Here is a 26,085-nt window from a genome sequence, read left to right as displayed (position 1 = left end):
TCTGCTAGATTTGAGCCTAGATTGGTCTATACCACCAGGCTCCTTTCCAGCCCTCACCAGATCGGCAGGCACAGCGTGGAAGTTGTCATCGTCAAGGACGCCAAGGCGGGCGGCGAGCTCATCGCGGACGGCATCGCCGACCTCCTGCGCCGCAAGCCGGACGCGCTGCTCGGCGTGGCCACCGGATCGACCCCGCTGCCCATCTACGACGCCCTGATCGCCCAGGTCAAGGCCGGCTCCGTGGACGCCTCCCGCGCCCGCATCGCCCAGCTCGACGAGTACGTGGGGCTGCCCGCCGGGCACCCCGAGTCGTACCGCTCCACGGTGCTGCGCCAGGTCGTCGAGCCGCTCGGGCTCTCCCAGGACGCCTTCATGGGCCCCGACGGCTCGGCCGAGGACGTCCAGGCGGCCTGCGAGGCCTACGACAAGGCGCTGGCCGAGGCCGGCGGCGTGGACCTCCAGATCCTCGGCATCGGCACCGACGGGCACATCGGCTTCAACGAGCCCTGCTCCTCCCTCGCCTCCCGCACCCGGATCAAGACGCTCACCGAACAGACCCGCGTGGACAACGCTCGCTTCTTCGACAACGACATAGAGCAGGTGCCGCACCACGTCATCACCCAGGGCATCGGCACCATCCTGGAGGCGCGCCACCTCGTCCTGCTCGCCACCGGCGAGGGCAAGGCCGAGGCCGTGGCACAGACCGTCGAGGGCCCGGTCGCCGCGCTGGTGCCGGCCTCCGCGCTCCAGCTGCACCCGCACGCGACGGTGGTCGTCGACGAGGCCGCCGCCTCCAAGCTGAAGCTGGCGGACTACTTCCGCCACACCTTCGCGAACAAGCCCGCTTGGCAGGGCATCTGATTCGTGCCCGCACGGGCACACGCGAAGGGCCCGGCACCTGGTTCAGGTGCCGGGCCCCTCTCGCACACGGGCGTGGCTCAGCGGGCGCCCGCGATGACCTCCGCCGCGGCCTGGCCGCAGACCCGGGCGGCGCCGTGCGTGGCGATGTGCAGGGCCCCGCGCGGCGAGGACTCGTTGAGGCCCATCTCCACCACCACGGTGTCCGGACGGGCCGTGAGGAGGGCGTCCAGGGCGCCGGCCATCCACGGGTGCCGGTGGGCGTCCCGTACGACCGCGACCACGCGCCGCTCCCCGGCGGCGGCCAGGACGTCGTCCGCCGTGGCGTCCGCCCCGTACGAGCCGGTCGCGGTGCCCGGGAGCAGCCGCTCCAGCTCGGCGGCGATGCCCCACGGCGTCTCGTCGCCGACCGCGAAGTTGGCGACCGGGGTGAAGGAGGCCACGTAGGGCGCGCCGGTCAGCGGCTCGAACGGCCGCTCCCCCGGGGTCACCACCAGGGCCCTGCGGGCCGCGACGAGACCGACCTCGGTGCCGGGCGCGGTCCCCTCCTGAAGTGCCGCGCCCGGCCCCGATGCAGCCCCCCTGACCCGGTGCGCCTGTGTCCAGGACGCCAGCGCGCGTACGCGCGCCGCGGCGTCGGCCAGCCGCTCCTCGGGCAGTTCACCGGTCCGTACCGCGGTCACCAGCGCGTCGCGCAGGCGCAGTACGGTGTCCTCGTCGGCCAGCCCGCCGCCGACGCAGATGGCGTCGGCGCCCGCGGCGATCGCGAGGACGGATCCGCGCTCGATGCCGTACGTCGACGAGATGGCCTGCATCTCCATCCCGTCGGTGACGATCAGCCCCTCGAAGCCCAGCTCCCGGCGCAGCAGACCGGTGAGGATCTGCGGGCTGAGGGTGGCCGGACGGTCGGGGTCGAGTGCGGAGAGCAGGATATGCGCGCTCATCACCGCTTTGGAACCCGCGGCGATGGCGGCGCGGAAAGGTGCCAGCTCACGGGCGTGCAGTGTGGCGAGGTCCACATCGATCCGGGGCAGCGCGTGGTGCGAGTCGACGCTGGTGTCGCCGTGCCCGGGGAAGTGCTTGGTGCAGGCGGCGACGCCCACCGCCTGGAGCCCGTCGACGTACGCCACGGTGTGCCGGGCGACCAGGTCGGGGTCGGCGCCGAAGGAGCGGACGCCGATGACCGGGTTGTCGGTGTCGGAGTTGACGTCGGCGGACGGCGCCCAGTTGAGGTCCACTCCGCAGGCGACGAGCCGGCGGCCGAGCTCGCGGGCGACGGCCCGGGTGAGCTCGACGTCGTCGACGCTGCCGAGGGCGTAGTTGCCGGGGAAGGAGGAGCCCTCGTTGACCTCGAGGCGGGTGACGTCGCCGCCCTCCTCGTCGATGGCGACCAGGACGTCGTCCCGTTCGGCGCGCAGCCGTGCGGTGAGCGCGGCCAGTTGCTCCGGGGCGACGATGTTGCGGCCGAAGAGGCCGACCGAGGACAGGCCCTCGCCGATCCGGCGGAGCAGCCAGTCGGGGGCGGTGGTGCCGACGAAGCCGGGCTGGAGGACGGTGAGCGCGTCTCGCGTCAGGGTGTCCGAGCCGGTTGCGAGTGTGGTCATGGGGTGGTCGTCATCCCTTCACCGCGCCGGCCGTGAGACCCGCGGCCATCTTGCGCTGGACGAGGAGGAAGAGGATCACGATGGGGACGGCCATCATGGTCGAGCCGGCCATCATCGGGGCGTACTCGGTGCCGTTCTTGGTGATGAAGTTGGACAGCCAGACGGTGGCCGTCTGGTTCTGCTGGCTCATCAGCATCAGGGCGTACAGGTACTCGTTCCAGGCCTGGATGAAGCCGTAGACCGAGGTGGCGACCATGCCCGGGGCGAGCAGCGGGAAGACGACCCGGAGGAAGGCGCCGGTGGGGGTGCAGCCGTCGACCTGGGCGGCCTCCTCCAGCTCCTTGGGGATGTTGACGATGAACCCGCGCAGCGTCCACACCGTGAAGGGCAGGATGAAGGTCAGGTAGGTGATGATCAGGCCGCTGAGCCTGTCGTACTGCCCGAGGTCGTTGAGCAGCAGGAAGACCGGGATGATCATGGCGACCAGCGGGACCATCTGGACGGCGAGGATGCCGACGATGACGATCTTGCGGCCGCGGAAGGCGAAGCGGGAGATCGCGAGCGCGGCGAGCAGGCCGACCGCGATGCCGATGACGACCACGACGGCCGAGACGACGAGGCTGCGGGTGACCGGGCCCCAGAAGTCCGCGATATCCAGGGCACGCCGGAAGTTCTCGAGCGTGAAGGTGGACGGGAAGAAGTGCGGGTTCGGGTCGATCGCGTCCTTGGCCGGCTTGAAGGCCGTGTTGAGCATCCAGTAGACCGGGAAGCCGGCGGTGACGACGACGAGCAGACCGAGCAGGTTCCAGCCGAGCTTGGACTTGCGGGGCTTGCGCGGCTTGTGCGGGCGGGAGGTGACGGCGCTCACTCCACATCTCCGATCTTGAGCATCTGGCGCATGTAGACCGCCACGACGCCGAGCAGCAGCAGGACCGTGACGAGCGCGATCGCGGAGCCGGTGCCGTAGTCGTTGACGACGAACGCCTTGTCGAAGGAGTACGTGGTGAGCAGCTGGAACTCGGCCTCCGGGTGGCCGTTGCGCATCACGTAGACCTGCGGGAAGACGCCCATGTCCCAGATCACCGAGAGCGTCGTCAGCATGACGATGATCGGCTTGAGGATGGGCAGGGTGACGTAGCGGAAGACGCCCCAGGCGCCGGCGCCGTCGAGGCGGGCGGCCTCCTCGAGTTCCTTGGGCACCTGGGTGAGGCCGGCGCTCAGGGTGATCACCACGAACGGCACGGCGCCCCAGACCACCAGGAGCATGATCACGGCCAGGCCCTGGGGGCCGCTGGCGAACCAGTTGTGGCCGATCATGTCGACGCCGGGGAGGCGGCTGAGCAGCCAATTGAGCACGCCGTAGTCGGCGTCGAAGATCCACTTGAAGATGGCGGTGGCGACGATGATCGGCATGCCCCAGCTCGCCACGAGCACGATGCTGATCAGCACCTTGACCCAGGTCGAGACGCGCTGGAGGAGCAGCGCGATCGCCATGCCGAGGACCATGGTGACGATCACGGCGCCGGCCGCGAAGAGCACGGTCCGCAGGACGACGGTCCAGAACTCGGCGTCGCCGAGGATCTTGGTGAAGTTCTCCAGGCCGGCCGACTCGGGCTCCTGGAAGCCCCACAGCTGCGGCTGGCCGAACTTCTGGAACGAGAGGGCCACCAGGCGCACGAACGGATAGCCGAGCACCAGCAGGAGCACGAGCAGGCATGGCGCGAGGAGCAGCCATGGGAGCCCGGCCCCGCCCTTGGACTTCCCGCTGCGTGGCGCGGGCGTACCGGCTCCGGAGCCGGATGGTGGCGATTGCCGCACCGGCGGCACCTTCGCGGTGGTTGTGTCTGCGGCACTCATCCCGTGCTCCTCAGCGGTCCCTCTCGTGGTACGGGCCGCGGGGCCCCGTCACGGTGACGGGGCCCCGCGCGTCAGGTCACTTGGTGTTGATGACCTTGTCGATCGCGGCGTCGGCGTCCTTGGCCGCCTGCTCGACCGACTTCTTGCCGTTGGCGATCTCGATGAGCATCGTCTTGAGGGTCTGGGCCTTCTCGACCTGGCCCCAGCCGGGGGCGGTCGGGACGAACCAGCTGGACTCGGCCGCGGTCGCCGGGACGGCGGTGGCCGGGTCGCTCTTCAGCGGGGCGAGGTCCGCCTTGTTGTTGGGCAGGTTGCCCTTGGCGACGAGGCCCTTCTGGCCCTCGGCGCCGGTGAAGGCGGCGATCCACTCGGCGGCGACGCCCTGCGCCTTGGACTTGACCGGGATGGCCAGGTCCGAGCCGCCGAGGAAGACCGGGAGGTTCTTGCCGGACGGGCCGGGCATGACGAAGTTCTCGAGCTTGTCCTTCAGCCCGCCGACCTTGTCGGTCTTCGGGTCGGCGGCGGTGGCGCCCTCCCAGCCGGCGGCGAACATCGTCGCGGAGTTGCCCTGGCCGAAGACGACGGGACGGTCGGACTCGTCCTTCGTCTTGTCGCCGTGCATGTACTTGTCGAGGATGTTCTTGTACTCGGTGAGGCCCTTGAGGGACTCGGGCGAGGAGAGGTTGGCCTTCCAGGTCTCGCCGTCCTGCTTGGCGATCGAGCCGCCGGCGTCGAAGACGAAGGACATCGCGGCGTACCAGTCCGGCGACGGCTGGTACCAGGCGCTGAACTTGTCGCCCTTCTTCTTCTGGATGGCGTCGAGCGCGGCGGTCAGCTCGGCCCAGGTCTTCGGGGCGGCCTTGACGCCCGCCTCGGCGGCGATGTCCTTGCGCCAGGTGCCCACGCGGCCACCGGCGTAGTAGGGGACGCCGTAGGTCTTGCCGTTGTAGGTGACCGAGTCCTTGAGGGCGTCGAGCCACTTGTCGGAGTTGTCGAACTTCGACGGGTCGACCTCGGCGAAGGCACCCTTGGCCATGTAGCTGATCATCTCGGAGTTGCCCATCTCGACAACGTCCGGGGCCTTGTCGGTCGCGAGCACCGCGTCGAGCTTGGTGTTCTTGTCCGGCCAGCCGTAGTACTCGTGCTTGATCTTGATGCCCGGGTGCTTCTTGGTCACCGCGTCGTCCGCGGCCTTGACCAGCTCGGGCCAGTTGTTCTGGGCGTCGACCGTCAGCCAGACGGTCAGCTCCTTGGCCTCGCCGGCCTTGTCGCCGCCCTTGTCGGAGCCCCCGCACGCCGCGATCGAAACCATCATGCCCGCGACGCCGATCGCCGCGATGAGCTTGCGCTTCACGCCACCCTCCTCAGGGATGCCTGCTCCCCCTGCCCACCGCGCGAAGACATACGTCGAGTAGTGCTCGTGGGGCTGGGACCTGGCCTTTAATGGTGTAGACCAGTACCCGGAGCTTGGCCTAGACCTTTAGGGGTGTCAAGGGTGTATAAGAAGGGCAGTCGGGTCCGTTATCGGACCGACACCTGAGGGAGGGCGACGACCCGTGACCGGTCCGTGCCACCATGTGAGCCGCGACAGACGGAGGAGCCGGTGACGGCAGCAGCACAGGAGTCGGGAAGGCAGGCCATGGCCACGGACGCGGGCACCACGGAGACAGAGGGCGGCGCAGCCACCCGCACCGCGCGCGTGCCCAAGTACTACCGACTGAAGCGGCACTTGCTCGACATGACGGAGACCCTGCCGCCCGGCACACCGGTCCCGCCCGAGCGCACCCTCGCCGCCGAGTTCGACACCTCGCGCACCACCGTGCGCCAGGCCCTGCAGGAGCTGGTCGTCGAGGGCCGGCTGGAGCGGATCCAGGGCAAGGGCACCTTCGTGGCCAAGCCCAAGGTCTCCCAGGCCCTCCAGCTCACCTCGTACACCGAGGACATGCGGGCCCAGGGCCTGGAGCCCACCTCGCAGCTGCTCGACATCGGCTACGTCACCGCCGACGACACCCTCGCCGGGCTGCTCGACATCTCCCCCGGTGGCCGGGTGCTGCGCATCGAGCGACTGCGCCTCGCCAGCGGTGAGCCGATGGCCATCGAGACCACGCACCTGTCCGCCAAGCGCTTCCCCGCGCTGCGGCGTTCCCTGGTGAAGTACACCTCGCTCTACACCGCGCTCGCCGAGGTGTACGACGTCCATCTCGCCGAGGCCGAGGAGACCATCGAGACCTCGCTCGCCACCCCGCGCGAGGCCGGGCTGCTGGGCACGGACGTGGGCCTGCCGATGCTGATGCTCTCCCGGCACTCCCTGGACGCCCAGGGCGAACCGGTCGAATGGGTGCGTTCGGTGTACCGCGGCGACCGCTACAAGTTCGTCGCCCGCCTCCAGCGCCCCAACGGCTGATCCGGCCTCTCCGACTGACGGTTGATCCGTTATACGGACAGGGGTTCCTCCCAGCGCGACCGTCCCCTAGATTTCCCCGTCATTACGAGGTGATCAGTGAGGGGACGGTTTCGCCATGTCAGAAGCGACACAAGGGAAACAACCGGTCATCACGCCGCTCAGGGTGGTGATCGCGCTCTGCCTCTTCGCGCCGTTCGTCGCGATGCTCTGGGTGAGCTCGTACGCGAAGGTGGACCCGGTCGTCATCGGGGTCCCGTTCTTCTACTGGTACCAGATGCTCTGGGTCGTGATCTCGACCGGCCTGACCATGGTCGCGTACGTCCTCTGGAAGCGCGACCAGCGCGCCCAGCGCGCCCGCAAGGGCGGTGACGCGCGATGAAGGACGGCGTGAACGGCGTCGCGCTCGGCGTCTTCCTCTTCTTCTTCCTGGCCGTCACGGTCATGGGCTTCCTGGCCGCCAAGTGGCGCAAGGCCGAGAACGAGAACAGCCTCGACGAATGGGGCCTCGGCGGCAGATCGTTCGGCACCTGGATCACCTGGTTCCTGCTCGGCGGCGACCTCTACACCGCGTACACCTTCGTGGCCGTCCCGGCGGCCATCTACGCGGCGGGCGCGGCCGGCTTCTTCGCCGTGCCGTACACCATCCTGGTCTACCCGCTGATCTTCACCTTCCTGCCCCGCCTGTGGTCGGTGTCCCACAAGCACGGCTACGTCACCACCTCCGACTTCGTCCGCGGCCGCTTCGGCTCCAAGGGCCTGTCGCTGGCGGTCGCCCTCACCGGCATCCTCGCCACCATGCCGTACATCGCGCTCCAGCTCGTCGGCATCCAGGCCGTCCTGGACGTGATGGGCGTCGGCGGCGGCGAGAACACCAACTGGTTCATCAAGGACCTGCCGCTGCTCATCGCCTTCGGTGTCCTCGCGGCCTACACCTACTCCTCCGGCCTGCGCGCCCCCGCGCTCATCGCCTTCGTCAAGGACACCCTGATCTACATCGTCATCGCGGTGGCGATCATCTACATCCCGATCAAGCTGGGCGGCTTCGACGAGATCTTCGCCCGGGCGAGCGAGGCGTACGCGCAGACCAACCCGGCCACCGGCAAGCCCAAGGGCGCGCTCGTGCCCGGCGACGCCGGCCAGTGGACGTACGCGACGCTGGCGCTCGGCTCGGCGCTCGCGCTGTTCATGTACCCGCACTCGATCACCGCGACGCTCTCCTCCCGGAGCCGCGAGGTGATCCGCCGCAACACCACGATCCTGCCGCTGTACTCGCTGATGCTGGGCCTGCTGGCACTGCTCGGCTTCATGGCCATCGCGGCCGGCGTGAAGGTGTCCAACGGCCAGCTCGCCATCCCGCAGCTCTTCGAGAACATGTTCCCGGACTGGTTCGCGGGCGTCGCCTTCGCCGCGATCGGCATCGGCGCGCTCGTGCCGGCCGCGATCATGTCGATCGCCGCGGCCAACCTCTTCACCCGCAACATCTACAAGGACTTCCTCAAGCCCGACGCGACCCCCGAGCAGGAGACCAAGGTCTCCAAGCTGGTCTCGCTGCTGGTGAAGGTCGGCGCGCTGGTCTTCGTCCTCACCATGGACAAGACCGTCGCCATCAACTTCCAGCTGCTCGGCGGCATCTGGATCCTGCAGACCTTCCCCGCCCTGGTCGGCGGCCTGTTCACCCGCTGGTTCCACCGCTGGGCGCTGCTCGCCGGCTGGGCCGTCGGCATGGTCTACGGCACCGCCGCCGCCTACGGGGTCGCGAGCCCGACCCAGAAGCACTTCGGCGGCTCCTCCGCCGAGATCCCGGGCATCGGCGAGATCGGCTACATCGGCCTCACCGCCTTCGTCCTCAACGTCGTCGTCACCGTCGTCCTCACCTTCGTCCTCAAGGCCGTCAAGGCGCCCGAAGGCGTCGACGAGACCCGGCCCGAGGACTACACGGCCGACGCCGGCGACAAGGGCGTCGTCACCGAGCTGCCGAAGGTCGGCGCCGGCCACTGACCGCGGCACACCCGTCGCTCCGCCCGCCCCCGGGAAACCGGGCGGCGGGCGGAGCCGTACCCGAGGGAGACTGCTGGGCATGGACTTCACGATCAGAGACGTACGGCCGGAGGAGCACGAGACCCTGGGGGAGATCACCGGCCGGGCCTATCTCGAGGACGGGCACCTCCTCCACGGCGAGGACGACTGGTACTTCGGACATCTGCGGAACGTGGCCGGCCGGGCCGAGGTCGCCGACGTGCTCGTGGCCGTGGACGACGCGGCCGGCACCATCCTGGGCGGCGTCACCTTCGTCCCGGCCCCCGGGGTGATGGGCGATCGCGCCCGCGCCGGGGAGACCGAGATCCGGATGCTGGCCGTCGACCACGCCGCCCGCGGCCGCGGCGTCGGCGAAGCGCTCGTCCGGGCCTGCGTCGACCGCGCCCGGGCCGTCCCGGGCTGCGAGAGGATCGTCCTGTCCACCCAGACCGGCATGCGTACCGCACACCGCATCTACGACCGTCTGGGCTTCCGGCACACGCCGGAACGGGACTGGTCCCCCATCCCCGATCGCCCCGAATTCCTGCTGCTCTGCTACACCCTGGAGTTGTAGCGAAGCAAACGACACACAACATGTGGGGGGTGCCGCAAGCGGCGCCCCCCACATGTATGCTCGTGCTCGCTGTCGTCGCAGGGGAATCCGGTGGAAATCCGGAACTGTCCCGCAACGGTGTACTTCATGCGCTTCCGTACGAAGTGAGTCCGAAGACCTGCCGACAGTGCGCCCGGTCCGTCCGTTCCGGGTGCCACAGACGTCCGGGCCTCGCGGAGTGGGCCGGTGGACGCGGTGCCGCCGTGCGTACGGCCGCCCGCCCTCCGCCTCCCCCCGCCCTGGCCCCGAGCCGAGCGAGGGAGAGCCCCCACGTGACCATCGCGCCCGCCGATCCGGCCGCAGCGATCGAGAGCGACGGACCCGGGACCGTACTCCTGCGGACCCTGACCGATCTCACCGCCGACCTCCGGGACACCGACCCCGGCCGGGTCGCCGCCGCCGCGCTGCGCGGCCGGCACGCCGGCTCGGACGAGGCGGAGCTGCGCGAGCTGGCCACCGAGGCCGCCGCCGGACTGATCGCGGAGGACCCCGCGTACTCCCGGCTGGCCGCCCGGCTGCTCACCCTCACCATCGCCGAAGAGGCCGCGGGCCAGGGCGCGGTGTCCTTCTCCGCCTCGGTCGCCGTCGGACACCGCGAGGGCCTGATCGCCGACCGCACCGCCGACTTCGTCGCGCTGCACGCCGCCCGGCTCGACGGGACGATCGACCCGGCCGCCGACGACCGCTTCGGCTACTTCGGCCTGCGCACCCTGTACTCCCGCTACCTGCTGCGCCACCCCCTCACCCGCAAGGTGATCGAGACCCCGCAGCACTTCATGCTCCGCGTCGCCTGCGGCCTCGCCGAGGACGACAGCGTGCGCGCCGTGGACGAGGTCGCGGCGCTGTACGGGCTGATGAGCCGGCTGGACTACCTGCCCTCCTCCCCCACCCTCTTCAACTCCGGCACCCGCCACCCGCAGATGTCCTCCTGCTACCTGCTGGACTCCCCGCAGGACGAGCTGGACTCCATCTACGACCGCTACCACCAGGTGGCGCGGCTGTCGAAGCACGCGGGCGGCATCGGCCTGTCCTACTCCCGCATCCGCGCCCGCGGTTCGCTGATCCGCGGCACCAACGGCCACTCCAACGGCATCGTCCCGTTCCTGAAGACCCTCGACGCCTCCGTCGCCGCCGTGAACCAGGGCGGCCGCCGCAAGGGCGCCGCCGCGGTCTACCTGGAGACCTGGCACGCGGACATCGAGGAGTTCCTGGAGCTCCGCGACAACACCGGCGAGGACGCCCGCCGGACGCACAACCTCAACCTGGCGCACTGGATCCCGGACGAGTTCATGCGCCGGGTCAACGCGGACGCCGAGTGGTCGCTGTTCTCCCCGGCCGACGTGCCCGAGCTGGTCGACCTGTACGGCGAGGAGTTCGACGCCGCCTACCGCAAGGCCGAGGCGGCGGGCCTGGCCCGCAAGACCATGCCGGCCCGCGACCTCTACGGCCGGATGATGCGGACCCTCGCGCAGACCGGCAACGGCTGGATGACGTTCAAGGACGCCTCCAACCGGACCGCGAACCAGACCGCCGAGCCCGGCACCGTCGTCCACTCCTCGAACCTCTGCACCGAGATCATCGAGGTCACGAACGACGGCGAGACGGCCGTGTGCAACCTCGGCTCGGTCAACCTGGGCGCGTTCGTGGACACCGCGACCGGCGACCTCGACTGGGAGCGGCTCGACGAGACCGTCCGCACCGCCGTCACCTTCCTCGACCGGGTCGTCGACATCAACTTCTACCCGACCGAGCAGGCCGGCCGCTCCAACGCCCGCTGGCGCCCGGTGGGCCTGGGCGCGATGGGCCTCCAGGACGTCTTCTTCAAGCTGAAGCTGCCCTTCGACTCGGCCCCGGCCCGCGCGCTGTCCACGAAGATCGCCGAGCGGATCATACTCGCCGCGTACGAGGCCTCCGCCGATCTCGCCGAGCGCAGCGGCCCGCTGCCCGCCTGGGAGCAGACCCGCACCGCGCGGGGCGTGCTGCACCCCGACCACTACGACGTCGAGCTCAACTGGCCCGAGCGCTGGGCCGCGCTGCGCGAGCGGATCGCCGCCGTCGGCATGCGCAACAGCCTGCTGCTCGCCATCGCCCCGACCGCGACGATCGCCTCGATCGCGGGCGTCTACGAGTGCATCGAGCCGCAGGTCTCCAACCTGTTCAAGCGCGAGACGCTGTCCGGCGAGTTCCTCCAGGTCAACTCCTACCTGGTGGACGAGCTGAAGCGGCTCGGCGTGTGGGACGCGCAGACCCGCGAGGCGCTGCGCGAGGCCAACGGCTCGGTGCAGGGCTTCGGCTGGGTGCCGGCGGAGGTCCGCGAGCTGTACCGCACCGCCTGGGAGATCCCGCAGCGTGGCCTGATCGACATGGCCGCGGCCCGCACCCCGTTCCTTGACCAGTCGCAGTCGCTGAACCTGTTCCTGGAGACGCCGACCATCGGCAAGCTGTCGTCGATGTACGCGTACGCCTGGAAGCAGGGTCTGAAGACCACGTACTACCTGCGCTCGCGCCCGGCGACCCGGATCGCCCGCGCCGCCCAGGCCACCACCATCCCCGTCCAGCAGGCGACGCCGGACGCCGACGCCCTCGCCTGCTCCCTCGAAAACCCCGAGTCCTGCGAGGCCTGCCAGTAATGACCGTTGAGAAGAACCTGCTCGACCCGGGCTTCGAGCTGACCCTGCGTCCGATGCGCTACCCGGACTTCTACGAGCGCTACCGCGACGCCATCAAGAACACCTGGACCGTGGAGGAGGTCGACCTCCACTCGGACGTCGCCGACCTCGCCAAGCTGTCCCCGGGCGAGCAGCACATGATCGGCCGCCTGGTCGCGTTCTTCGCGACCGGCGACTCGATCGTGGCGAACAACCTGGTCCTGACGCTGTACAAGCACATCAACTCCCCGGAGGCGCGTCTCTATCTGTCGCGCCAGCTCTTCGAGGAGGCCGTGCACGTCCAGTTCTATCTGACGCTGCTCGACACCTACCTGCCCGACCCGGACGACCGCGCCGCCGCGTTCGCCGCCGTCGAGAACATCCCGTCCATCCGCGAGAAGGCGCAGTTCTGCTTCCGCTGGATGGACTCGGTGGAGAAGATCGACCGTCTGGAGACGCGGGCCGACCGCCGTCGCTTCCTGCTCAACCTGATCTGCTTCGCCGCCTGCATCGAGGGCCTGTTCTTCTACGGCGCCTTCGCCTACGTGTACTGGTTCCGCTCCCGCGGCCTGCTGCACGGCCTGGCCACCGGCACCAACTGGGTGTTCCGGGACGAGACGATGCACATGAACTTCGCCTTCGAGGTCGTGGACACCGTCCGCAAGGAGGAGCCGGAGCTCTTCGACGACGAGCTCCAGGAGCAGGTCACCGCGATGCTGAAGGAGGCCGTCGAGGCGGAGCTCCAGTTCGGCCGTGACCTGTGCGGCGACGGCCTGCCGGGCATGAACACCGAGTCGATGCGCGAGTACCTCCAGTGCGTCGCCGACCAGCGCCTGACCCGCCTGGGCTTCGCGCCGGTCTACGGCTCGGAGAACCCGTTCGGGTTCATGGAGCTCCAGGGCGTCCAGGAGCTGACCAACTTCTTCGAGCGCCGCCCGTCCGCCTACCAGGTGGCGGTCGAGGGTTCGGTGGACCTGGACGAGGACTTCTGAGTCCGTACGGTACGAGGAAGGGCCCCGCACTCATGGAGTGCGGGGCCCTCTTCCGTGTCGCGTATCCGTGGCGCGTACGGGTCAGTCGTTCGGGACGACCGGGTAGCGCGGGGTGCCCTCGGCCATCTGGCGCAGGGCGTCCTTGCGGTCGCGCTTTGACAGCTTGTCGATGTAGAGGAAGCCGTAGAGGTGGTCCGTCTCGTGCTGGAGGCAGCGGGCGAAGTAGCCGGTGCCGCGGACCTTGATCGGGTTGCCGTGCATGTCCTTGCCGTGCACCTCGGCGAAGTCCGGGCGGGCCAGCGAGGCGTACGCGGTCGGCACCGACAGGCAGCCCTCGTTGGAGTCGTCGAGCACGCGGCGGTCGGCCGGCAGGTCCTGGAGGACCGGGTTGACGACGTGGCCGACGTGCCGGACGCCCTCGTCGTCCATGCAGTCGTAGACGAAGACCTTCAGGTCCACGCCGATCTGGTTCGCGGCGAGGCCGACGCCCTCGGCGGTGCGCTGGCTGGCGAACATGTCGTCGATCAACTGGGCGAGCTTCTCGTCGAACTCGGTGACGTCCTTGCACTCCCGGTGGAGCACGGGGTTGCCGACGACCGTGATCGGACGCGAGGTGCCCCGCTCGCGGTGGGCGAGCTCACGCGCCTCGCAGTCCTCCGTGTCCACGACGTAACCGTCGTTGATCTGCTCGTCCGTCTCCTGCTGCGCCATGTCCGGCCGCGCCTTCCTGAAAACCCGATTCCGTCGGAGGACAGCCTACGGGCCCACGGGCACCGGCTCAGCAGACCTCTTCCAGATCCCGCCACTCGCGGCTGTCCGGGCTGTCCGCGACCCAGCCGTCGAGCAGCCCGCGGACCAGCCCGGCGGGCGCGGCGATGCCGCACTCGCGCTCCGGCACCCACAGCTCGCCGGGCGAGCGGTGGCCGAGCGGCCCGGGGTGGCCCGGCTCGCTGTGGTCGTGCGGGTCCAGGTGCTCGCCCTCGCCCTCGGCGCTGGGCATCGTCGACTCGGAGCAGGCCCGGCACAGCAGCCGTACGGACGAGGACCAGTCCTCGGCGGCGAAGCCGGCGTCGGCGGCGAGCTGCTCCAGGGCGTCCCGGTCGGCCTCGGTGGCGGCCTCCAGGAGGACCACCCAGGTCGGCACCGGTGAGGGCGCCCACAGCTCGATCTCGTCGAAGACGGGGTACGAGGGGCCCGCGCTGGTGGTCCGCTCGCCGTTGGGCACGCCGTCGTGGAGGACGACTTCGCCCCAGCGGCGGCCGGAGGACGGCAGCGGGATGGACAGCACCTCGATCCGGGCCGGGTCGAGCCGGCGGCCCCAGACGACCTCGGCCTCGCCCTCAGGGGAGAGCCGCACGGCCGCGCTGCCCAGCTCCATGCCGGCCGGTTCGCCGGTGCCGGAGGCGGCCCCGGGGACCTTCAGTCCGTAGGCCTGCCAGGCGCGGCGGGCCAGCGGCCAGTCCTGCAGGGCGGTGGCGGCGATGCCGACGTTCCACCAGTCGGGGGCGCCGGTCTCCTTGTCGAGCAGGGCGACGGCGCGCAGCCCCGCGGCCCTGGCCTGCTCCCAGTCGTGCCGGAACTTGTGCAGCAGGGCCAGGTTGAACCAGGACTCGGAGAGCCAGGGCTCCAGGTCCGCCGCGCGCGTCAGCAGCGCGCCCGCGTCCTCGTACCGGCCGTCGCCGATCAGCGTGAACGCGCGGTCGGTGGCCTGCCGCCACGAGGCGGAGGGCCGATGCCGTACCTTCCCGAAGATCCTCACGATTCCCGCCTGCCGGTCGCTTCACCCTCTTGTTCGCATCCAACCATGCCCGGTCGGACACGCGCTCATTACCCATGGGTTACCCCGGAGGAGCAGGGGTGACGCCGCCCCGGGCGAGAACGCGGGCGAGGGATTCCACGACGTCGGGGTGGTAGTCGCGGGCGGTGCCGAGACGGAGCCGTTCCAGGGCGCCGAGGCCGCCGCCCGCGGTGCCGGCGGCGAGGTCGTCGTAGGCGTTGACGGCGCGGACGATCCGGGCGGGCAGGGGCTGCTCGCGGTACGGGTCGGCCTGCCGCTCCACGACGACGGCGACGGCCGCCGGGACGCCCGTCTGGCGGACCACGGCGCCGCCGAGCAGGGCGATCCTGCGCTGCTCCGCGGCGGGCAGCAGGGCGGTCGCGCCGCCGGCGACCGGGTCGACCAGGGAGAGCTGTCCGATGTCGTGCATGAGCGCCGCGTATTCGAGGACGGTGAGTTCGTGCCCGGACAGGCCGAGCTCCCGGCCCACGGCCCGGCTGAGCGCGGCGACCCGGCGGGCGTGGCCCGGCGGGGTGCAGCCGGCGACCTCGGTGGCGCGGGCGAGGGAGGCGATGGTCTCCCGGTTGACGGTGCGCACGGCCGCGTACCGCCGGAAGGAGACCTGGGCCAGGAGCAGCGGTACGGCGAAGACGGGCAGCGCCCACAGTCCGGCGGCGGCCACGCCGAGGGCCATGACGGTTCCGGTGGCGCAGACGGCGGAGCCGATGCCGAGCAGGGCGCGCAGTTCGTCGCGGAGCAGCGGGCCGTAGGGGTGGCCGCGGCGGGCGCGGTGCAGCAGGGCGGCGAGGACGGCGTCGCACAGGGCGGTGAGGAGCAGCAGCAGGAGCAGGAAAAGGGCGTAGGAGGGGCCGCGGCCGAGGTGGACGGTGAGGGCGCCGGTGTTGTAGAGCGGCTGGAAGCAGAGGGCGGCGAAGGCGACGGTGAGGATGCGCCGGGCCATGTGGTCGAGGTCGGGTCCGCGGCCGCGGGCGACGTGGGGGACGGTCCCGGCGAGGGCGGCCGCGACGACGACGGCGACGGTCTGGAGGACGCCGTGGGTGGTGGGCTCCTGGCCGTTCTGGCCGAGGAGGGCGTAGGCGAGGGAGCCGGCGGTGGCGAGCGGGGCGGGTTCCCGGTCGTCCGGCGGGGCGCCCCGGCGCGTGAGCTCGCCGAGGGCGATGAGGAGGCCGAAGGCGAGGGCGTTGCCGGGTTCGTCGAGGCCGTGCCAGAGGGTGGCGGCGAGGGCGGTGAGGGTGAGCAGCAGGGCGGCCGCGTGGACGGCGCCGACGGTGGCGCGCCCGCTCGTCACGCGCGCTCCTGCGGCCGGGCGGGCTGGGGTCCGGCGGCCCTGGCCTCCCGGCCGGGGGCGGGGGCGGCGGGCGCGGGGGCGGGTCCCGGTCGAGCGGCGGGGGCGCGGGGGGCCGGGACGGTGGTCTCGTCGGCGGTGACCTCGGTCTGCCAGCCGTGCCGGCGCAGGGCCCGGCCGAGCGCGGCGACCATGCGCGGGTCGAACTGGCTGCCGGCGCACCGCTCCAGTTCGGCGAGGGCGGTGCCGACGGGGCGGGCCCGGCTGTAGGAGCGGGTGGAGGTCATGGCGTCGAAGGCGTCGGCGACGGCGACCACGCGCGCGTACTCGGGGATCTGGTGGCCCTTGAGGCCGTACGGATAGCCGCTGCCGTCCATGCGTTCGTGGTGGTGGAGGATCGCGGTGCGGGCCTCGCCGAGGAAGGCGATGCCGCGGACCATCTCGTGCCCGTACTCGGGGTGGAGCTCGATGATCCGGCGTTCCTCGGGGGTGAGCGGCCCGTCCTTGCGGAGCACCCGGGTCGGCACGCCCAGCTTGCCGACGTCGTGGAGGATGCCGGCGAAGCGGACGACCTCCAGGCGGGGTTCGTCCATGCCGAGCTCGCGGGCGATCAGGAGCGAGGCGCGGCCGACGCGTTCGCTGTGGCCGCGGGTGTAGCGGTCCTTGATGTCGACGGCCTGGACGAGGGCCCGGATGGTGGCCTGGTGGGCGGCGCGTTCGCGGTGGTACTGGGCGAAGCCCCAGCAGGAGATGTACATGGGCAGCAGCACGAACAGGGCGGCGACCGGTCCGTAACTGCTGCGCCACAGCACGGCCGTCATCAGGCCGGCGAGTCCGTGCACGGCGTGCGGGGCGAGGGACCGGCCGAGCAGTCCGCGCCACGCGGCGCGCGCGGGGAGCTGTTCGGCGGTGGCGCGGATGGCGCCGTCGAGGGCGGTGAGCACCAGGCAGAAGGTGAGGGCGGTGGCGCCGGTCGGCAGCAGCACGTAGGGGAAGTCGGGGGTGTCGGGTCCGCGTCCGAGGGCGCCGGGGCACTGGAGGAACTGTCCGACGTGGGCGGCGGCCCAGACCGCGAGGGCGAGCTGGGCGGCGCGCCAGGCGCGGCGCGGCGCGGCGGGCGGCCGCTCGACGGGGGCGAGGAGGGCGCCGGGCAGCGCGGTGAGCGCGGCGGCCGAGGGCGGCAGGAGCAGCGCGGCGGCGAGCAGGACCGCGAAGAAGGAGCCGGGGCCGGGGGCGGGCCCTTCGGCGGGGCCGCCGAGCGCCCGGGCCGCTCGGGGGTGGCGGGCGGGGAGTTCGCAGAGCGCGGAGAGGGCGGCGAGCAGCAGGACCGTACGCCAGGGGGTGTGGGCGCCGGGGAGCAGAGCGGGCAGGGTGCTCGCGGCGGCGGCGAGCAGGGCACAGCCGATCAGGACGCGTGCCGATCGCGGGACCACCATCACGCCTGCCACGCTAGCGACGCGGAGGCGGCGGGACGGCCGGGCGCGGCCGATTCGCACCATCGGGTGATACAAGCCGATAGGCAGACCGGCACCGGAAACGCCGGAGCCGGGCGAGGATCTCGCCCGGCTCCCGGCTCACGTCGTCGCGCCGCGTCGGCTACTGCTCCTGCGGGGCCGCCGGAGCGGTGGTGACGTCCTGCTCGGGCACGGTGTGGCCGGAGCGGATCAGCTCGATCCGGCCCATCACCTTGGCGCGCAGGTCGATGGGGACGTCGTCACTGCCGCAGCAGCGCTTGACCAGCTTCTTCACGGCCTGTTCGAGGCCGTACTTCTCCAGGCACGGGGAGCACTCCTCGAAGTGCGACTCGAACTTGGTGCATTCGCCGTCGGGCATCTCTCGGTCGAGGAACTCGTAGAGATGGTCCAGGACCTCAGAGCAGTCCGTCTCGTGCGGGTCTCCGCAGCTCATGAGCCCGAGCCTTTCAGATCGTGCGACTCTCCGGCGCCCGCCGGCACCAGCCCGCGCTCACGGGCGTAGTCCTCGAGCATGCCGCGCAGCTGGCGGCGACCCCGGTGCAGTCGGGACATCACCGTACCGATGGGTGTCCCCATGATGTCCGCGATCTCCTTGTACGCAAAGCCCTCGACGTCGGCGAGATAGACGGCGATGCGGAACTCCTCGGGAATCGCCTGCAGCGCTTCCTTCACGTCCGAGTCCGGCAGGTGGTCGAGGGCCTGCGACTCGGCCGAGCGCAGACCGGTCGACATGTGCGACTCGGCGCGGGCGAGCTGCCAGTCCTCGATCTCCTCGGCAGCGGAGCGCTGGGGCTCGCGCTGCTTCTTGCGGTACGAGTTGATGAAGGTGTTCGTGAGGATGCGGTACAGCCACGCCTTGAGGTTCGTGCCCTCGCGGAACTGGTGGAAGGAGCCGTACGCCTTGGCGTAGGTCTCCTGCACGAGGTCCTCGGCGTCCGCGGGGTTGCGCGTCATGCGCAGCGCGGCCGAGTACATCTGGTCGAGGTAGCCGAGGGCGTCCCGCTCGAAGCGCGCGTTGCGCTCCTCGGTCGTCTCCTCGGGGCCGTCGTCGGTCCCTGTGTCGGTCCCAGTGACCGGACCCACCTCCTCCAGCGCTGCGGCGAACCCGAACGCGGACCCGCTCGCTTCGGAGGATAGACGAGGAACCGCTCCGCCCGCCGCCCGAATAGGGGTGGCCTTGGGCCCGGGCAGCACCGTCCAGTCGAGGTCAGCGGCCTGCGGGCGCTCCGGGCAGATGGTCGATCCCATGCGACGGACTCCCTCGTCTTTCTTGGCTCTCAAGCACCGATGTCCCTCACAACAGCGGTCCCCCGTCCCGCATTCCCGGGAGGGGGTGAGGTCACCGAAGTGACGCGACCCACTCCGTGACCTCGCGGACGATCGTGTCCACGGCCTCGTCCTGGGTGAGCGGGGCGCGCCTGGGCACGGCGAAGCCGTGGTCGCCGTGCGGGATCTCGGCGAGCGTGTAGGGACCGGCGGGGAACTCGGCGGGCTTGCCGAAGGGGTCGTTGCCGCCCTGCACGACGAGGGTCGGGACGCCCGCGCCGAGGAGTTCGTCGGCCCGGGACTTCTCGGGCCGGCCCGGGGGGTGCAGCGGGAAGCTCAGCGCGAGCACGGCGCTCGCGCCGAGCTCGCGGGCGGTGCGGCAGGCGACCCGGGCCCCGGCGCTGCGGCCGCCGGAGATCACCGGCAGACCGGGGGCCGCCAGCGCGGGCCACAGTCCGCGCCAGCCGGTGTCCAGGGTCTTCGGCGCGGGGGCGACCTTCTTGCCGGCGACCCGCCAGGGCTGCTCGACCAGGGCCACGGTCACTCCCCCGGCGGGCAGCGCGGCGGCCAGGGCCCGCAGATCGCGGGCCTCGATGCCGCCGCCCGCGCCGTGGCTCACGGCGAGCACGGTCCAGGGCTTCTTCGCCGTGTGCCAGGTGATCCGGGCGTCCCCGGCGTCGGTCGGAACGATCTCGCTCTTCGTCACGTCCCCATCCTGCCAAGGAGGGACCTCAGAACAGCGTCGCCTCCTCCGGGCCCTCCAGTTCCTTCAGCAGCTCGGGTCCGTTGTTCCGTACGTTGCTGACCGCCGTCGCCACCGGGTAGGCCCGCATCAGACCCTCCGGCGGCGCGGCGAGCAGCGAGCGCAGTTCCTCGACGTCGGTGCGGGCCGGGTCCAGCCAGGCGTCCCAGCGGTCCGGGGTCAGCATCAGCGGCATCCGGGGGTGGATGTCGGCGAGCGAGCGCGGCCCCTCGGCGGGGGCCACGCCCAGCGGGCCGGTCTCCGCCTCGGTGGTCACCACCGAGCAGGTCACCCACCAGGCCTGCGGATGGTCGTCCGGCAGCGTCCGGTCCCGCCAGAACTCGTAGAGGCCCGCCATGGCGAAGACCGAGCCGTCGGCGGGGGTGACGAAGTACGGCTGCTTGCGGGGCCGCTTCCGCTTCCCCTCGACCTCCAGCTCCCGCTCGTCGGTGCCGGTCACCCACTCGTAGTAGCCGTCGGCGGGCAGGATGCAGCGGCGGGAGGAGAAGGCCCGTTTGAAGGAGGGCTTCTCGTGGACGGTCTCCGCCCGTGCGTTGATCATCCGGGCCGCGCCCTCCGGGCTCTTGGCCCAGGACGGGACGAGTCCCCACCTCAGGGTGCGCATCTGGCGAACCGGCCGCCGTGATTCCGCGTCTTTCAGAGGACGCTCCAGGATCACGTGGACCTCCTTGGTGGGGGCCACGTTCCAGTCGGGGGCCAGGGTCTCCTCGGGCTCCCACTTCTCGACCTCGAAGACGTCCACGAGGTCCTCGGGCCGCCGGCTCGCTGCATACCGTCCGCACATAAGTGCCACACTGCCAGGTCCTGACCGCTACCGAGGAGCCCGTCCGCACCATGAGCCCCGCACTCGACGTCCTCGGCACCCAGCCCGCGCCCGACCGGTGGATCGTGATCGCCACGGCGGTCGCCGCCCTCGCCGCGGTCCTGCCGCGCCCGATATGGCGGCTGTCCCGCAACGCGATCACCATCGCGCACGAGGGCGGCCACGGTCTGGTCGCGCTCGTGACCGGGCGGCGGCTGCAGTCGATCCGGCTGCACTCGGACACCAGCGGCCTCACCGTCTCGCGGGGCCGACCCACCGGCCCCGGCATGATCCTGACGGCGGCGGCCGGCTACACCGCGGCCCCGCTCCTCGGCCTCGGCGGCGCCGCGCTCCTGGGCTCGCACCACGTCACGCTGCTGCTGTGGCTGGCGACGGCGCTGCTGCTCGCGATGCTGGTGATGGTCCGCAACGCGTACGGGATCTTCACGGTGCTGCTCACCGGCGCGCTGTTCCTCCTGGTGTCCTGGCTGACCGATCCGGACGTGCAGTCCGTCTTCGCGTACGCGGTGGTCTGGTTCCTGCTGCTCGGCGGGGTGCGGCCGGCCTTCGAGCTCCAGGCGAAGCGCCGCCACGGCGGGGCCGGCGACTCGGACGCCGATCAGCTCTCGCGGCTCACCCATGTGCCCGCGGCGCTGTGGCTGTTCTTCTTCCACACGGTGTCCCTCTCCGCCCTGATCGGCGGCTTCCGCTGGCTCGTGCGGTGGTGACTCCCCCGTAAAGTGAGGGCATGACCGAAAGCTCCGCTCAGCCCGATCTCACCGGCCTCTGGCCCGCCCCGTACGCGGGTGGCGCCGTCGACGCCACCGTCACCGTGCCCGGATCGAAGTCGGTCACCAATCGGGCCCTGGTGCTCGCGGCGCTGGCCGCCGAGCCGGGCTGGCTGCGCCGGCCGCTGCGCTCGCGCGACACCCTGCTGATGGCGGAGGCGCTGCGCGCCCTCGGCGTGAGGATCGAGGAGGGCGTGGGGCCCGACGGCACGGGCGAGGCGTGGCGCATCATCCCGGCCGGGCTGCACGGCCCGGCGGCCGTCGACGTCGGCAACGCCGGTACGGTCATGCGCTTCCTGCCGCCGGTCGCGGCCCTCGCCGACGGGCCGGTCCGCTTCGACGGCGACCCGCGCTCCCACGAGCGCCCGCTGCACGGCGTGATCGACGCGCTGCGCGCGCTCGGCGCCAGGATCGACGACGACGGGCGCGGCGCGCTGCCGATGACCGTGCACGGCGGCGGCGGTGTGGAGGGCGGTGTCGTGGAGATCGACGCCTCCTCCTCGTCCCAGTTCGTCAGCGCCCTGCTGCTGTCGGGCGCCCGTTTCAACCACGGCGTGGAGGTGCGGCACGTCGGCGACCGGCTGCCCTCACTCCCCCACATCCGGATGACCGTCGACATGCTGCGGGCGGTCGGCGCGCAGGTGGACGAGCCGGAGCACGGCGGGCGGCCCGACGTGTGGCGGGTGGCGCCGTCCGCGCTGCTCGGCCGCGACCTGGTGGTGGAGCCGGACCTGTCGAACGCCCAGCCGTTCCTGGCGGCGGCGCTGGTCACCGGCGGCCGGGTCACCGTGCCGGACTGGCCGGCCAGGACCACCCAGCCCGGTGACGCGCTGCGGGAGATCTTCACCGAGATGGGTGGCTCCTGCGAGCTGACCGAGCAGGGCCTGACCTTCACCGGCACCGGCCGGATCCGCGGCATCGACGTCGACCTGGCCGAGGTCGGCGAGCTGACCCCGGGCATCGCCGCCGTGGCGGCCCTGGCCGACTCCCCCTCCACCCTGCGCGGCGTGGCCCATCTGCGGCTCCACGAGACCGACCGCCTCGCCGCCCTGACCAAGGAGATCAACGGTCTCGGCGGGGACGTCACCGAGACCGAGGACGGCCTCCACATCCGCCCGCGCGCGCTGCGCGGCGGCGTGTTCCACACGTACCACGACCACCGGATGGCGACCGCGGGCGCGATCATCGGCCTGGCCGTCGAGGGCGTGGAGATCGAGAACGTGAAGACGACCGAGAAGACCTTGCCCGACTTCCCGAGGATGTGGACCGAAATGCTCGGAGTCTGAGCCATGCGGCGTTACGGCAAGCACACCGACGAGGACGACATCCGCCAGCGGCCCAACCGCAAGGGCAACCGCCCCCGTACGACCATCCGCCCCAAGCACGAGGACGCCGTCGAGGGCATGGTCCTCACCGTCGACCGGGGCCGGCTGACCTGCCTGGTGGACGACCGGGTCGTGATGGCGATGAAGGCCCGCGAGCTGGGCCGCAAGGCGGCCGTGGTCGGTGACCGGGTCTCCCTGGTGGGCGACCTGTCCGGTGAGAAGGACACCCTGGCGCGGATCGTGCGGATCGGCGAGCGCAGCTCGGTGCTGCGGCGCACGGCCGACGACGACGACCCGTTCGAGCGGGTGGTGGTCGCCAACGCCGACCAGCTGGCGATCGTGACCGCGCTCGCCGACCCCGAGCCGCGGCCGCGGCTGATCGACCGCTGTCTGGTCGCGGCCTTCGACGGCGGGCTCGACCCCTTCCTGGTGCTGACGAAGTCGGACCTGGCGCCGCCGGAGAAGATCCTGGAGCTGTACGGCGCCCTGGACATCCCGTACGTGGTGGTGAACCGCGAGGAGCTGTACGACGGCGGCGCGGCCGACCGGGTGCGGGAGCACCTGGGCGACCGGGTGACCGCGTTCGTGGGGCACTCCGGTGTGGGCAAGACGACGCTGGTGAACGCGCTGGTCCCGGAGGAGCGGCGGCGGATCACCGGGCATGTGAACGCGGTGACGGGCCGCGGCCGGCACACCACGACCTCGGCGCTCGCGCTGCCGCTGGACAAGACGGACGGCTGGGTCATCGACACCCCGGGCGTGCGTTCCTTCGGCCTGCACCACGTCGACCCGTCCCGGGTCATCCACGCCTTCCCGGACCTGGAACCGGGCACCGAGAACTGCCCCCGCGCGTGCAGCCACGACGAGCCGGAATGCGCGCTCGACGCCTATGTCGAGGAGGGGCACGCCGATCCGGCGCGGCTGTACTCCCTGCGCCGGCTGCTGGCGACGCGGGAGCGCCGCGAGGGCGACTGACCGGCGCCGGTGCCGGGATTGACGACGCGTCACCCGGATCGCGCACGTTTGCGGGCCGCGACCGTTGGTAAGTGCATAATCGCACCAAGCGACACGAAGCAGTCACCGACGGCGTGGGAGGCATGACGATGGCGTGGCTGCTGGTGGTGGTCGCCGGACTGCTCGAGACCGGCTTCGCGGTCTGTCTGAAGCTCTCGCACGGTTTCACCCGCCTGTGGCCCACGGTCGCGTTCGCCTGCTTCGCGCTGGGCAGCTTCGGTCTGCTGACGCTGGCGCTGCGCAAGCTCGACGTCGGGCCGGCGTACGCGGTGTGGACCGGGATCGGGGCGGCGGGGACGGCGATCTACGGCATGGTGTTCCTCGGCGACCTGGTGTCCACGCTCAAGATCGTCTCGATCACGCTGGTGATCGTTGGGGTCATCGGCCTCCAGCTGTCCGGCTCCGCGCACTGATCGGCGCCCCGGACCGCCCGCCCGTCCACGCGCCCGTCCCCACGCCCGCCCGCGCGCCGGTCCTCACGTCGGTCCGCGCGCCGTTCCTCGTGGGGAGCGCTCCGGGGCGTCGGCTGCGCCGAGGCCACGACGTACGACAGGGCGAGGCGGAGCGCGAGCTCGCAGGAACGGGCGGCGGCCCGCGGGTCGTCGGCGATCAGCGCGGCCGCCCGGTCCCGCGCCTGCACCAGCAGCTCCGCCGGCGAGGGCACCCCAGCGTCGGCCCGCCGCTGGTCGGGTACGGCGGCGGCGCGGGTCCCGGTGCGCGCGGGCCGCGGCGCGGGCAGCCGTTCGCCCCAGGCCCCGGTGAGCAGGGCCCGCAGCACGGGCCGGGCGGCGGCCGCGGCGACGGTCCACTCGGCGACGGCGACCAGGCGGCGGGCGGGCGGCGCCGGGTCGGCGAGGGCGGCCTCGACGCCCCGCAGATAGAGGTCGGCCTCGCGGCGCACGAGGGCGCGGGCGAGTCCTTCCTTGCTGCCGAACTCGTTGTAGAGGGTCTGCCGGGAGACTCGCGCCGCGGCGGCGACGTCGACCATCCGCACGGCGGACCAGGGCAGCGCGGCGAGGGCCGCGAGGGCCGCGTCGAGCAGGGCCTCGCGTGCGGTGGGCGCCTTCGGGGCCTTCGGCACCCCGGGCGTCCTGTGTGTCTTCGGGACAGTCGGCATCGTCGCCTCCCGGCCGGGTCGGTTCTGCGCTCAGCGTTGACGCGCGGCCACGCACTGTCAAGGGTCGGCGCGGGCCGACGCGTCTTCGGGGGATAGAGTTTCGACCATGGCCGATTACCACGACGATCTGCGTCTCGCCCATGTCCTCGCGGATGCCGCGGACGCGGCCACGATGGACCGGTTCCAGGCACTCGACCTGAAGGTCGAGACGAAGCCCGACATGACCCCGGTGAGCGAGGCCGACAAGGCCGCGGAGGAGCTGATCCGCGGGCAGCTGCAGCGCGCCAGGCCCCGGGACGCGATCCTCGGCGAGGAGTACGGCGTGGAGGGCACGGGCCCGCGCCGCTGGGTGATCGACCCCATCGACGGCACCAAGAACTATGTGCGAGGGGTGCCCGTGTGGGCGACCCTGATCGCGCTGATGGAGGCCGGCGAGACCGGTTTCCAGCCGGTGGTGGGCGTGGTGTCGGCGCCCGCGCTCGGCCGCCGCTGGTGGGCGGCGAAGGGACTCGGCGCGTACACGGGCCGCAGCCTGGCGTCGGCGACCCGGATCGGGGTGTCCAAGGTCGGCCGCCTGGAGGACGCCTCGTTCGCCTACTCCAGCCTCAGCGGCTGGGAGGAGCGCGGCCGGCTCGACGGCTTCCTCGACCTCACGCGCGCGTGCTGGCGGACCCGGGCGTACGGCGACTTCTGGCCGTACATGATGGTCGCCGAGGGCTCGGTGGACATCTGTGCGGAGCCGGAGCTGTCGCTGTGGGACATGGCCGCCACGGCGATCGTGGTGCAGGAGGCCGGCGGCACCTTCACGGGTCTCGACGGCCGGCACGGCCCGCACAGCGGGAACGCGGCCGCGTCGAACGGTCTGCTCCACGGCGAACTGCTCGCCTACCTCAACCAGCAGCCCTCCACCGGGGAGTGACCGCCCCTCAGTGATCCCCGGCGCGCTTCGCGCGCCCTCTTGTCGACCCCCCGCCCCGGTGCCACTCTGAGAATCCCCCCTTTGTGAACTTGTGAAAGAGTTCTCGAAGTCACCGATTCGGAGGTGGTTCCCTCCATGCTCGTCCGTGACGCCATGAGCACCGTGATCCTCACCATCGGCCCCGCCCACACCCTCCGCCAGGCGGCGCGACTGATGTCGGCGCGCCGCGTCGGCGCGGCCGTCGTCCAGGACGGCGACTCCGGCGGTTTCGGCATCCTCACCGAGCGCGACGTCCTCAACGCGATCGGATCGGACCGGAATCCCGACCTCGAGACCGCCGACGCCCACACCACCAGGGACGTCGTCTTCGCCGCCCCGAGCTGGACCCTGGAGGAGGCCGCGGACGCGATGACCCGGGGCGGCTTCCGCCACCTGGTCGTCCTCGACGACCACGGGCCGGTCGGCATCGTGTCCGTGCGCGACATCATCCGCTGCTGGCTCCCGGCGCACAGCGCCGCGGCCGCCTGACGCTCACGAACGG

General features: G+C 71.7%; 26 protein-coding genes and 1 riboswitch. Of the genes, 13 read left to right on the top strand and 13 right to left on the bottom strand.

Annotated features, from left to right (window positions below; all coding sequences use genetic code 11):
- The first annotated feature begins 75 nt into the window (after positions 1-75).
- Complete coding sequence (gene nagB, locus ACFY7C_RS22695; protein ID WP_389653545.1) at positions 76-861, top strand: glucosamine-6-phosphate deaminase; 786 nt, start codon at positions 76-78, stop codon at positions 859-861.
- 77 nt (positions 862-938) lie between these two features.
- Here nagB and ACFY7C_RS22690 read toward each other — a convergent pair whose 3' ends face one another.
- From ACFY7C_RS22690 to ACFY7C_RS22675, 4 genes are all read right to left on the bottom strand, one after another.
- Positions 939-2,462 (bottom strand): glycoside hydrolase family 3 protein, encoded by a 1,524-nt coding sequence (locus ACFY7C_RS22690; RefSeq protein WP_389653542.1) that lies wholly within the window; start codon positions 2,460-2,462, stop codon positions 939-941.
- Between the two features lie 10 nt (positions 2,463-2,472).
- The gene (locus ACFY7C_RS22685; RefSeq protein ID WP_389653539.1) at positions 2,473-3,330 is read right to left on the bottom strand and encodes a carbohydrate ABC transporter permease; all 858 of its coding nucleotides are present in this window, start codon (positions 3,328-3,330) and stop codon (positions 2,473-2,475) included.
- Positions 3,327-4,319, bottom strand: coding sequence for a carbohydrate ABC transporter permease (locus ACFY7C_RS22680; RefSeq protein ID WP_389653536.1), 993 nt, complete (start codon positions 4,317-4,319; stop codon positions 3,327-3,329). The genes ACFY7C_RS22685 and ACFY7C_RS22680 overlap by 4 nt, the downstream gene beginning before the upstream one ends.
- A gap of 76 nt (positions 4,320-4,395) precedes the next feature.
- Positions 4,396-5,673 carry an extracellular solute-binding protein gene (locus tag ACFY7C_RS22675; RefSeq protein ID WP_389653533.1) on the bottom strand — a complete coding sequence of 426 codons (1,278 nt, stop codon included), beginning with the start codon at positions 5,671-5,673 and terminating at the stop codon, positions 4,396-4,398.
- Between the two features lie 285 nt (positions 5,674-5,958).
- Between ACFY7C_RS22675 and ACFY7C_RS22670 the strand changes: the two genes are divergently transcribed.
- The 6 genes from ACFY7C_RS22670 to ACFY7C_RS22645 all read left to right on the top strand — a co-directional run bounded on the left by ACFY7C_RS22670 (position 5,959) and on the right by ACFY7C_RS22645 (position 12,992).
- Positions 5,959-6,723, top strand: coding sequence for a GntR family transcriptional regulator (locus ACFY7C_RS22670; RefSeq protein WP_389654465.1), 765 nt, complete (start codon positions 5,959-5,961; stop codon positions 6,721-6,723).
- A gap of 115 nt (positions 6,724-6,838) precedes the next feature.
- Entirely contained in the window at positions 6,839-7,102 is a 264-nt protein-coding gene (locus ACFY7C_RS22665; RefSeq protein WP_389653531.1) for a DUF3311 domain-containing protein, read from the top strand.
- On the top strand, positions 7,099-8,721 hold the full coding sequence (mctP, locus tag ACFY7C_RS22660; RefSeq protein ID WP_389653528.1) for a monocarboxylate uptake permease MctP: 1,623 nt from the start codon (positions 7,099-7,101) through the stop codon (positions 8,719-8,721). The genes ACFY7C_RS22665 and mctP overlap by 4 nt, the downstream gene beginning before the upstream one ends.
- Positions 8,722-8,800: 79 nt before the next feature.
- A complete protein-coding gene (locus tag ACFY7C_RS22655; RefSeq protein WP_389653525.1) occupies positions 8,801-9,313 on the top strand; it encodes a GNAT family N-acetyltransferase in 513 nt (170 codons plus the stop codon).
- Between the two features lie 39 nt (positions 9,314-9,352).
- Positions 9,353-9,493: riboswitch (cobalamin riboswitch) on the top strand.
- Positions 9,494-9,624: 131 nt separating this feature from the next.
- Positions 9,625-11,982, top strand: coding sequence for a ribonucleoside-diphosphate reductase subunit alpha (locus ACFY7C_RS22650; protein WP_389653522.1), 2,358 nt, complete (start codon positions 9,625-9,627; stop codon positions 11,980-11,982).
- Complete coding sequence (locus tag ACFY7C_RS22645; protein ID WP_389653519.1) at positions 11,982-12,992, top strand: ribonucleotide-diphosphate reductase subunit beta; 1,011 nt, start codon at positions 11,982-11,984, stop codon at positions 12,990-12,992. Before ACFY7C_RS22650 ends, ACFY7C_RS22645 begins: the two co-directional genes overlap by 1 nt.
- A gap of 81 nt (positions 12,993-13,073) precedes the next feature.
- On the opposite strand, the gene def is transcribed toward ACFY7C_RS22645, so the two are convergent.
- The 8 genes from def to ACFY7C_RS22605 form a co-directional block, all read right to left on the bottom strand.
- Complete coding sequence (gene def, locus ACFY7C_RS22640) at positions 13,074-13,703, bottom strand: peptide deformylase (RefSeq protein ID WP_389653516.1); 630 nt, start codon at positions 13,701-13,703, stop codon at positions 13,074-13,076.
- A gap of 67 nt (positions 13,704-13,770) precedes the next feature.
- On the bottom strand, positions 13,771-14,751 hold the full coding sequence (locus tag ACFY7C_RS22635; protein ID WP_345485738.1) for a hypothetical protein: 981 nt from the start codon (positions 14,749-14,751) through the stop codon (positions 13,771-13,773).
- Positions 14,752-14,830: 79 nt separating this feature from the next.
- On the bottom strand, positions 14,831-16,078 hold the full coding sequence (locus ACFY7C_RS22630) for an HD domain-containing protein (protein WP_389653512.1): 1,248 nt from the start codon (positions 16,076-16,078) through the stop codon (positions 14,831-14,833).
- Positions 16,075-17,514, bottom strand: coding sequence for an HD-GYP domain-containing protein (locus tag ACFY7C_RS22625; RefSeq protein ID WP_389653509.1), 1,440 nt, complete (start codon positions 17,512-17,514; stop codon positions 16,075-16,077). The genes ACFY7C_RS22630 and ACFY7C_RS22625 overlap by 4 nt, the downstream gene beginning before the upstream one ends.
- A 157-nt stretch (positions 17,515-17,671) precedes the next feature.
- Positions 17,672-17,983: a mycothiol system anti-sigma-R factor gene (gene rsrA, locus ACFY7C_RS22620; protein WP_389653507.1), complete on the bottom strand. Its 312-nt coding sequence runs from the start codon at positions 17,981-17,983 to the stop codon at positions 17,672-17,674.
- A complete protein-coding gene (locus ACFY7C_RS22615) occupies positions 17,980-18,633 on the bottom strand; it encodes a sigma-70 family RNA polymerase sigma factor (protein WP_389654463.1) in 654 nt (217 codons plus the stop codon). The genes rsrA and ACFY7C_RS22615 overlap by 4 nt, the downstream gene beginning before the upstream one ends.
- A 256-nt stretch (positions 18,634-18,889) precedes the next feature.
- A complete protein-coding gene (locus tag ACFY7C_RS22610) occupies positions 18,890-19,522 on the bottom strand; it encodes an alpha/beta family hydrolase (RefSeq protein WP_389653505.1) in 633 nt (210 codons plus the stop codon).
- A gap of 25 nt (positions 19,523-19,547) precedes the next feature.
- Entirely contained in the window at positions 19,548-20,363 is an 816-nt protein-coding gene (locus ACFY7C_RS22605) for an SOS response-associated peptidase (RefSeq protein ID WP_389653502.1), read from the bottom strand.
- Between the two features lie 50 nt (positions 20,364-20,413).
- On the opposite strand from ACFY7C_RS22605, the gene ACFY7C_RS22600 reads away from it, so the two are divergent.
- The 4 genes from ACFY7C_RS22600 to ACFY7C_RS22585 all read left to right on the top strand — a co-directional run bounded on the left by ACFY7C_RS22600 (position 20,414) and on the right by ACFY7C_RS22585 (position 23,921).
- Positions 20,414-21,109 carry a M50 family metallopeptidase gene (locus tag ACFY7C_RS22600; RefSeq protein ID WP_389653498.1) on the top strand — a complete coding sequence of 232 codons (696 nt, stop codon included), beginning with the start codon at positions 20,414-20,416 and terminating at the stop codon, positions 21,107-21,109.
- A 20-nt stretch (positions 21,110-21,129) separates the two neighbouring features.
- Positions 21,130-22,455, top strand: coding sequence for a 3-phosphoshikimate 1-carboxyvinyltransferase (aroA, locus tag ACFY7C_RS22595; protein WP_389653495.1), 1,326 nt, complete (start codon positions 21,130-21,132; stop codon positions 22,453-22,455).
- A gap of 3 nt (positions 22,456-22,458) precedes the next feature.
- The gene (gene rsgA / locus ACFY7C_RS22590) at positions 22,459-23,469 is read left to right on the top strand and encodes a ribosome small subunit-dependent GTPase A (RefSeq protein WP_389653492.1); all 1,011 of its coding nucleotides are present in this window, start codon (positions 22,459-22,461) and stop codon (positions 23,467-23,469) included.
- Between the two features lie 128 nt (positions 23,470-23,597).
- Positions 23,598-23,921 (top strand): multidrug efflux SMR transporter, encoded by a 324-nt coding sequence (locus ACFY7C_RS22585; protein WP_345485747.1) that lies wholly within the window; start codon positions 23,598-23,600, stop codon positions 23,919-23,921.
- Here ACFY7C_RS22585 and ACFY7C_RS22580 read toward each other — a convergent pair.
- Entirely contained in the window at positions 23,813-24,625 is an 813-nt protein-coding gene (locus ACFY7C_RS22580; RefSeq protein ID WP_389653489.1) for a TetR/AcrR family transcriptional regulator, read from the bottom strand. The genes ACFY7C_RS22585 and ACFY7C_RS22580 overlap by 109 nt on opposite strands.
- 106 nt (positions 24,626-24,731) lie before the next feature.
- Between ACFY7C_RS22580 and hisN the strand changes: the two genes are divergently transcribed.
- Positions 24,732-25,544, top strand: coding sequence for a histidinol-phosphatase (gene hisN / locus ACFY7C_RS22575; RefSeq protein WP_389653486.1), 813 nt, complete (start codon positions 24,732-24,734; stop codon positions 25,542-25,544).
- Between the two features lie 135 nt (positions 25,545-25,679).
- Positions 25,680-26,072: a cyclic nucleotide-binding/CBS domain-containing protein gene (locus ACFY7C_RS22570; RefSeq protein ID WP_389653483.1), complete on the top strand. Its 393-nt coding sequence runs from the start codon at positions 25,680-25,682 to the stop codon at positions 26,070-26,072.
- Positions 26,073-26,085: the final 13 nt, after the last annotated feature.

This window comes from Streptomyces sp. NPDC012769 (assembly GCF_042901205.1).
Classification (GTDB): domain Bacteria; phylum Actinomycetota; class Actinomycetes; order Streptomycetales; family Streptomycetaceae; genus Streptomyces.
Note: the sequence above shows the minus strand (reverse complement) of the source record. Positions and strands in the feature narration are given on the sequence as shown.

Bases quoted from the DNA above. Each gene is read 5' to 3' on its own strand.
- ACFY7C_RS22580 (WP_389653489.1), bottom strand. From the start codon at position 24,625: ATGCCGACTGTCCCGAAGACACACAGGACGCCCGGGGTGCCGAAGGCC.
- def (WP_389653516.1), bottom strand. From the start codon at position 13,703: ATGGCGCAGCAGGAGACGGACGAGCAGATCAACGACGGTTACGTCGTG.
- ACFY7C_RS22665 (WP_389653531.1), top strand. From the start codon at position 6,839: ATGTCAGAAGCGACACAAGGGAAACAACCGGTCATCACGCCGCTCAGG.
- ACFY7C_RS22600 (WP_389653498.1), top strand. From the start codon at position 20,414: ATGAGCCCCGCACTCGACGTCCTCGGCACCCAGCCCGCGCCCGACCGG.
- mctP (WP_389653528.1), top strand. From the start codon at position 7,099: ATGAAGGACGGCGTGAACGGCGTCGCGCTCGGCGTCTTCCTCTTCTTC.
- rsrA (WP_389653507.1), bottom strand. From the start codon at position 17,983: ATGAGCTGCGGAGACCCGCACGAGACGGACTGCTCTGAGGTCCTGGAC.
- ACFY7C_RS22585 (WP_345485747.1), top strand. From the start codon at position 23,598: ATGGCGTGGCTGCTGGTGGTGGTCGCCGGACTGCTCGAGACCGGCTTC.
- ACFY7C_RS22645 (WP_389653519.1), top strand. From the start codon at position 11,982: ATGACCGTTGAGAAGAACCTGCTCGACCCGGGCTTCGAGCTGACCCTG.
- hisN (WP_389653486.1), top strand. From the start codon at position 24,732: ATGGCCGATTACCACGACGATCTGCGTCTCGCCCATGTCCTCGCGGAT.
- aroA (WP_389653495.1), top strand. From the start codon at position 21,130: ATGACCGAAAGCTCCGCTCAGCCCGATCTCACCGGCCTCTGGCCCGCC.
- ACFY7C_RS22690 (WP_389653542.1), bottom strand. From the start codon at position 2,462: ATGACCACACTCGCAACCGGCTCGGACACCCTGACGCGAGACGCGCTC.
- ACFY7C_RS22655 (WP_389653525.1), top strand. From the start codon at position 8,801: ATGGACTTCACGATCAGAGACGTACGGCCGGAGGAGCACGAGACCCTG.
- rsgA (WP_389653492.1), top strand. From the start codon at position 22,459: ATGCGGCGTTACGGCAAGCACACCGACGAGGACGACATCCGCCAGCGG.
- ACFY7C_RS22670 (WP_389654465.1), top strand. From the start codon at position 5,959: ATGGCCACGGACGCGGGCACCACGGAGACAGAGGGCGGCGCAGCCACC.
- ACFY7C_RS22680 (WP_389653536.1), bottom strand. From the start codon at position 4,319: ATGAGTGCCGCAGACACAACCACCGCGAAGGTGCCGCCGGTGCGGCAA.
- ACFY7C_RS22570 (WP_389653483.1), top strand. From the start codon at position 25,680: ATGCTCGTCCGTGACGCCATGAGCACCGTGATCCTCACCATCGGCCCC.
- ACFY7C_RS22605 (WP_389653502.1), bottom strand. From the start codon at position 20,363: ATGTGCGGACGGTATGCAGCGAGCCGGCGGCCCGAGGACCTCGTGGAC.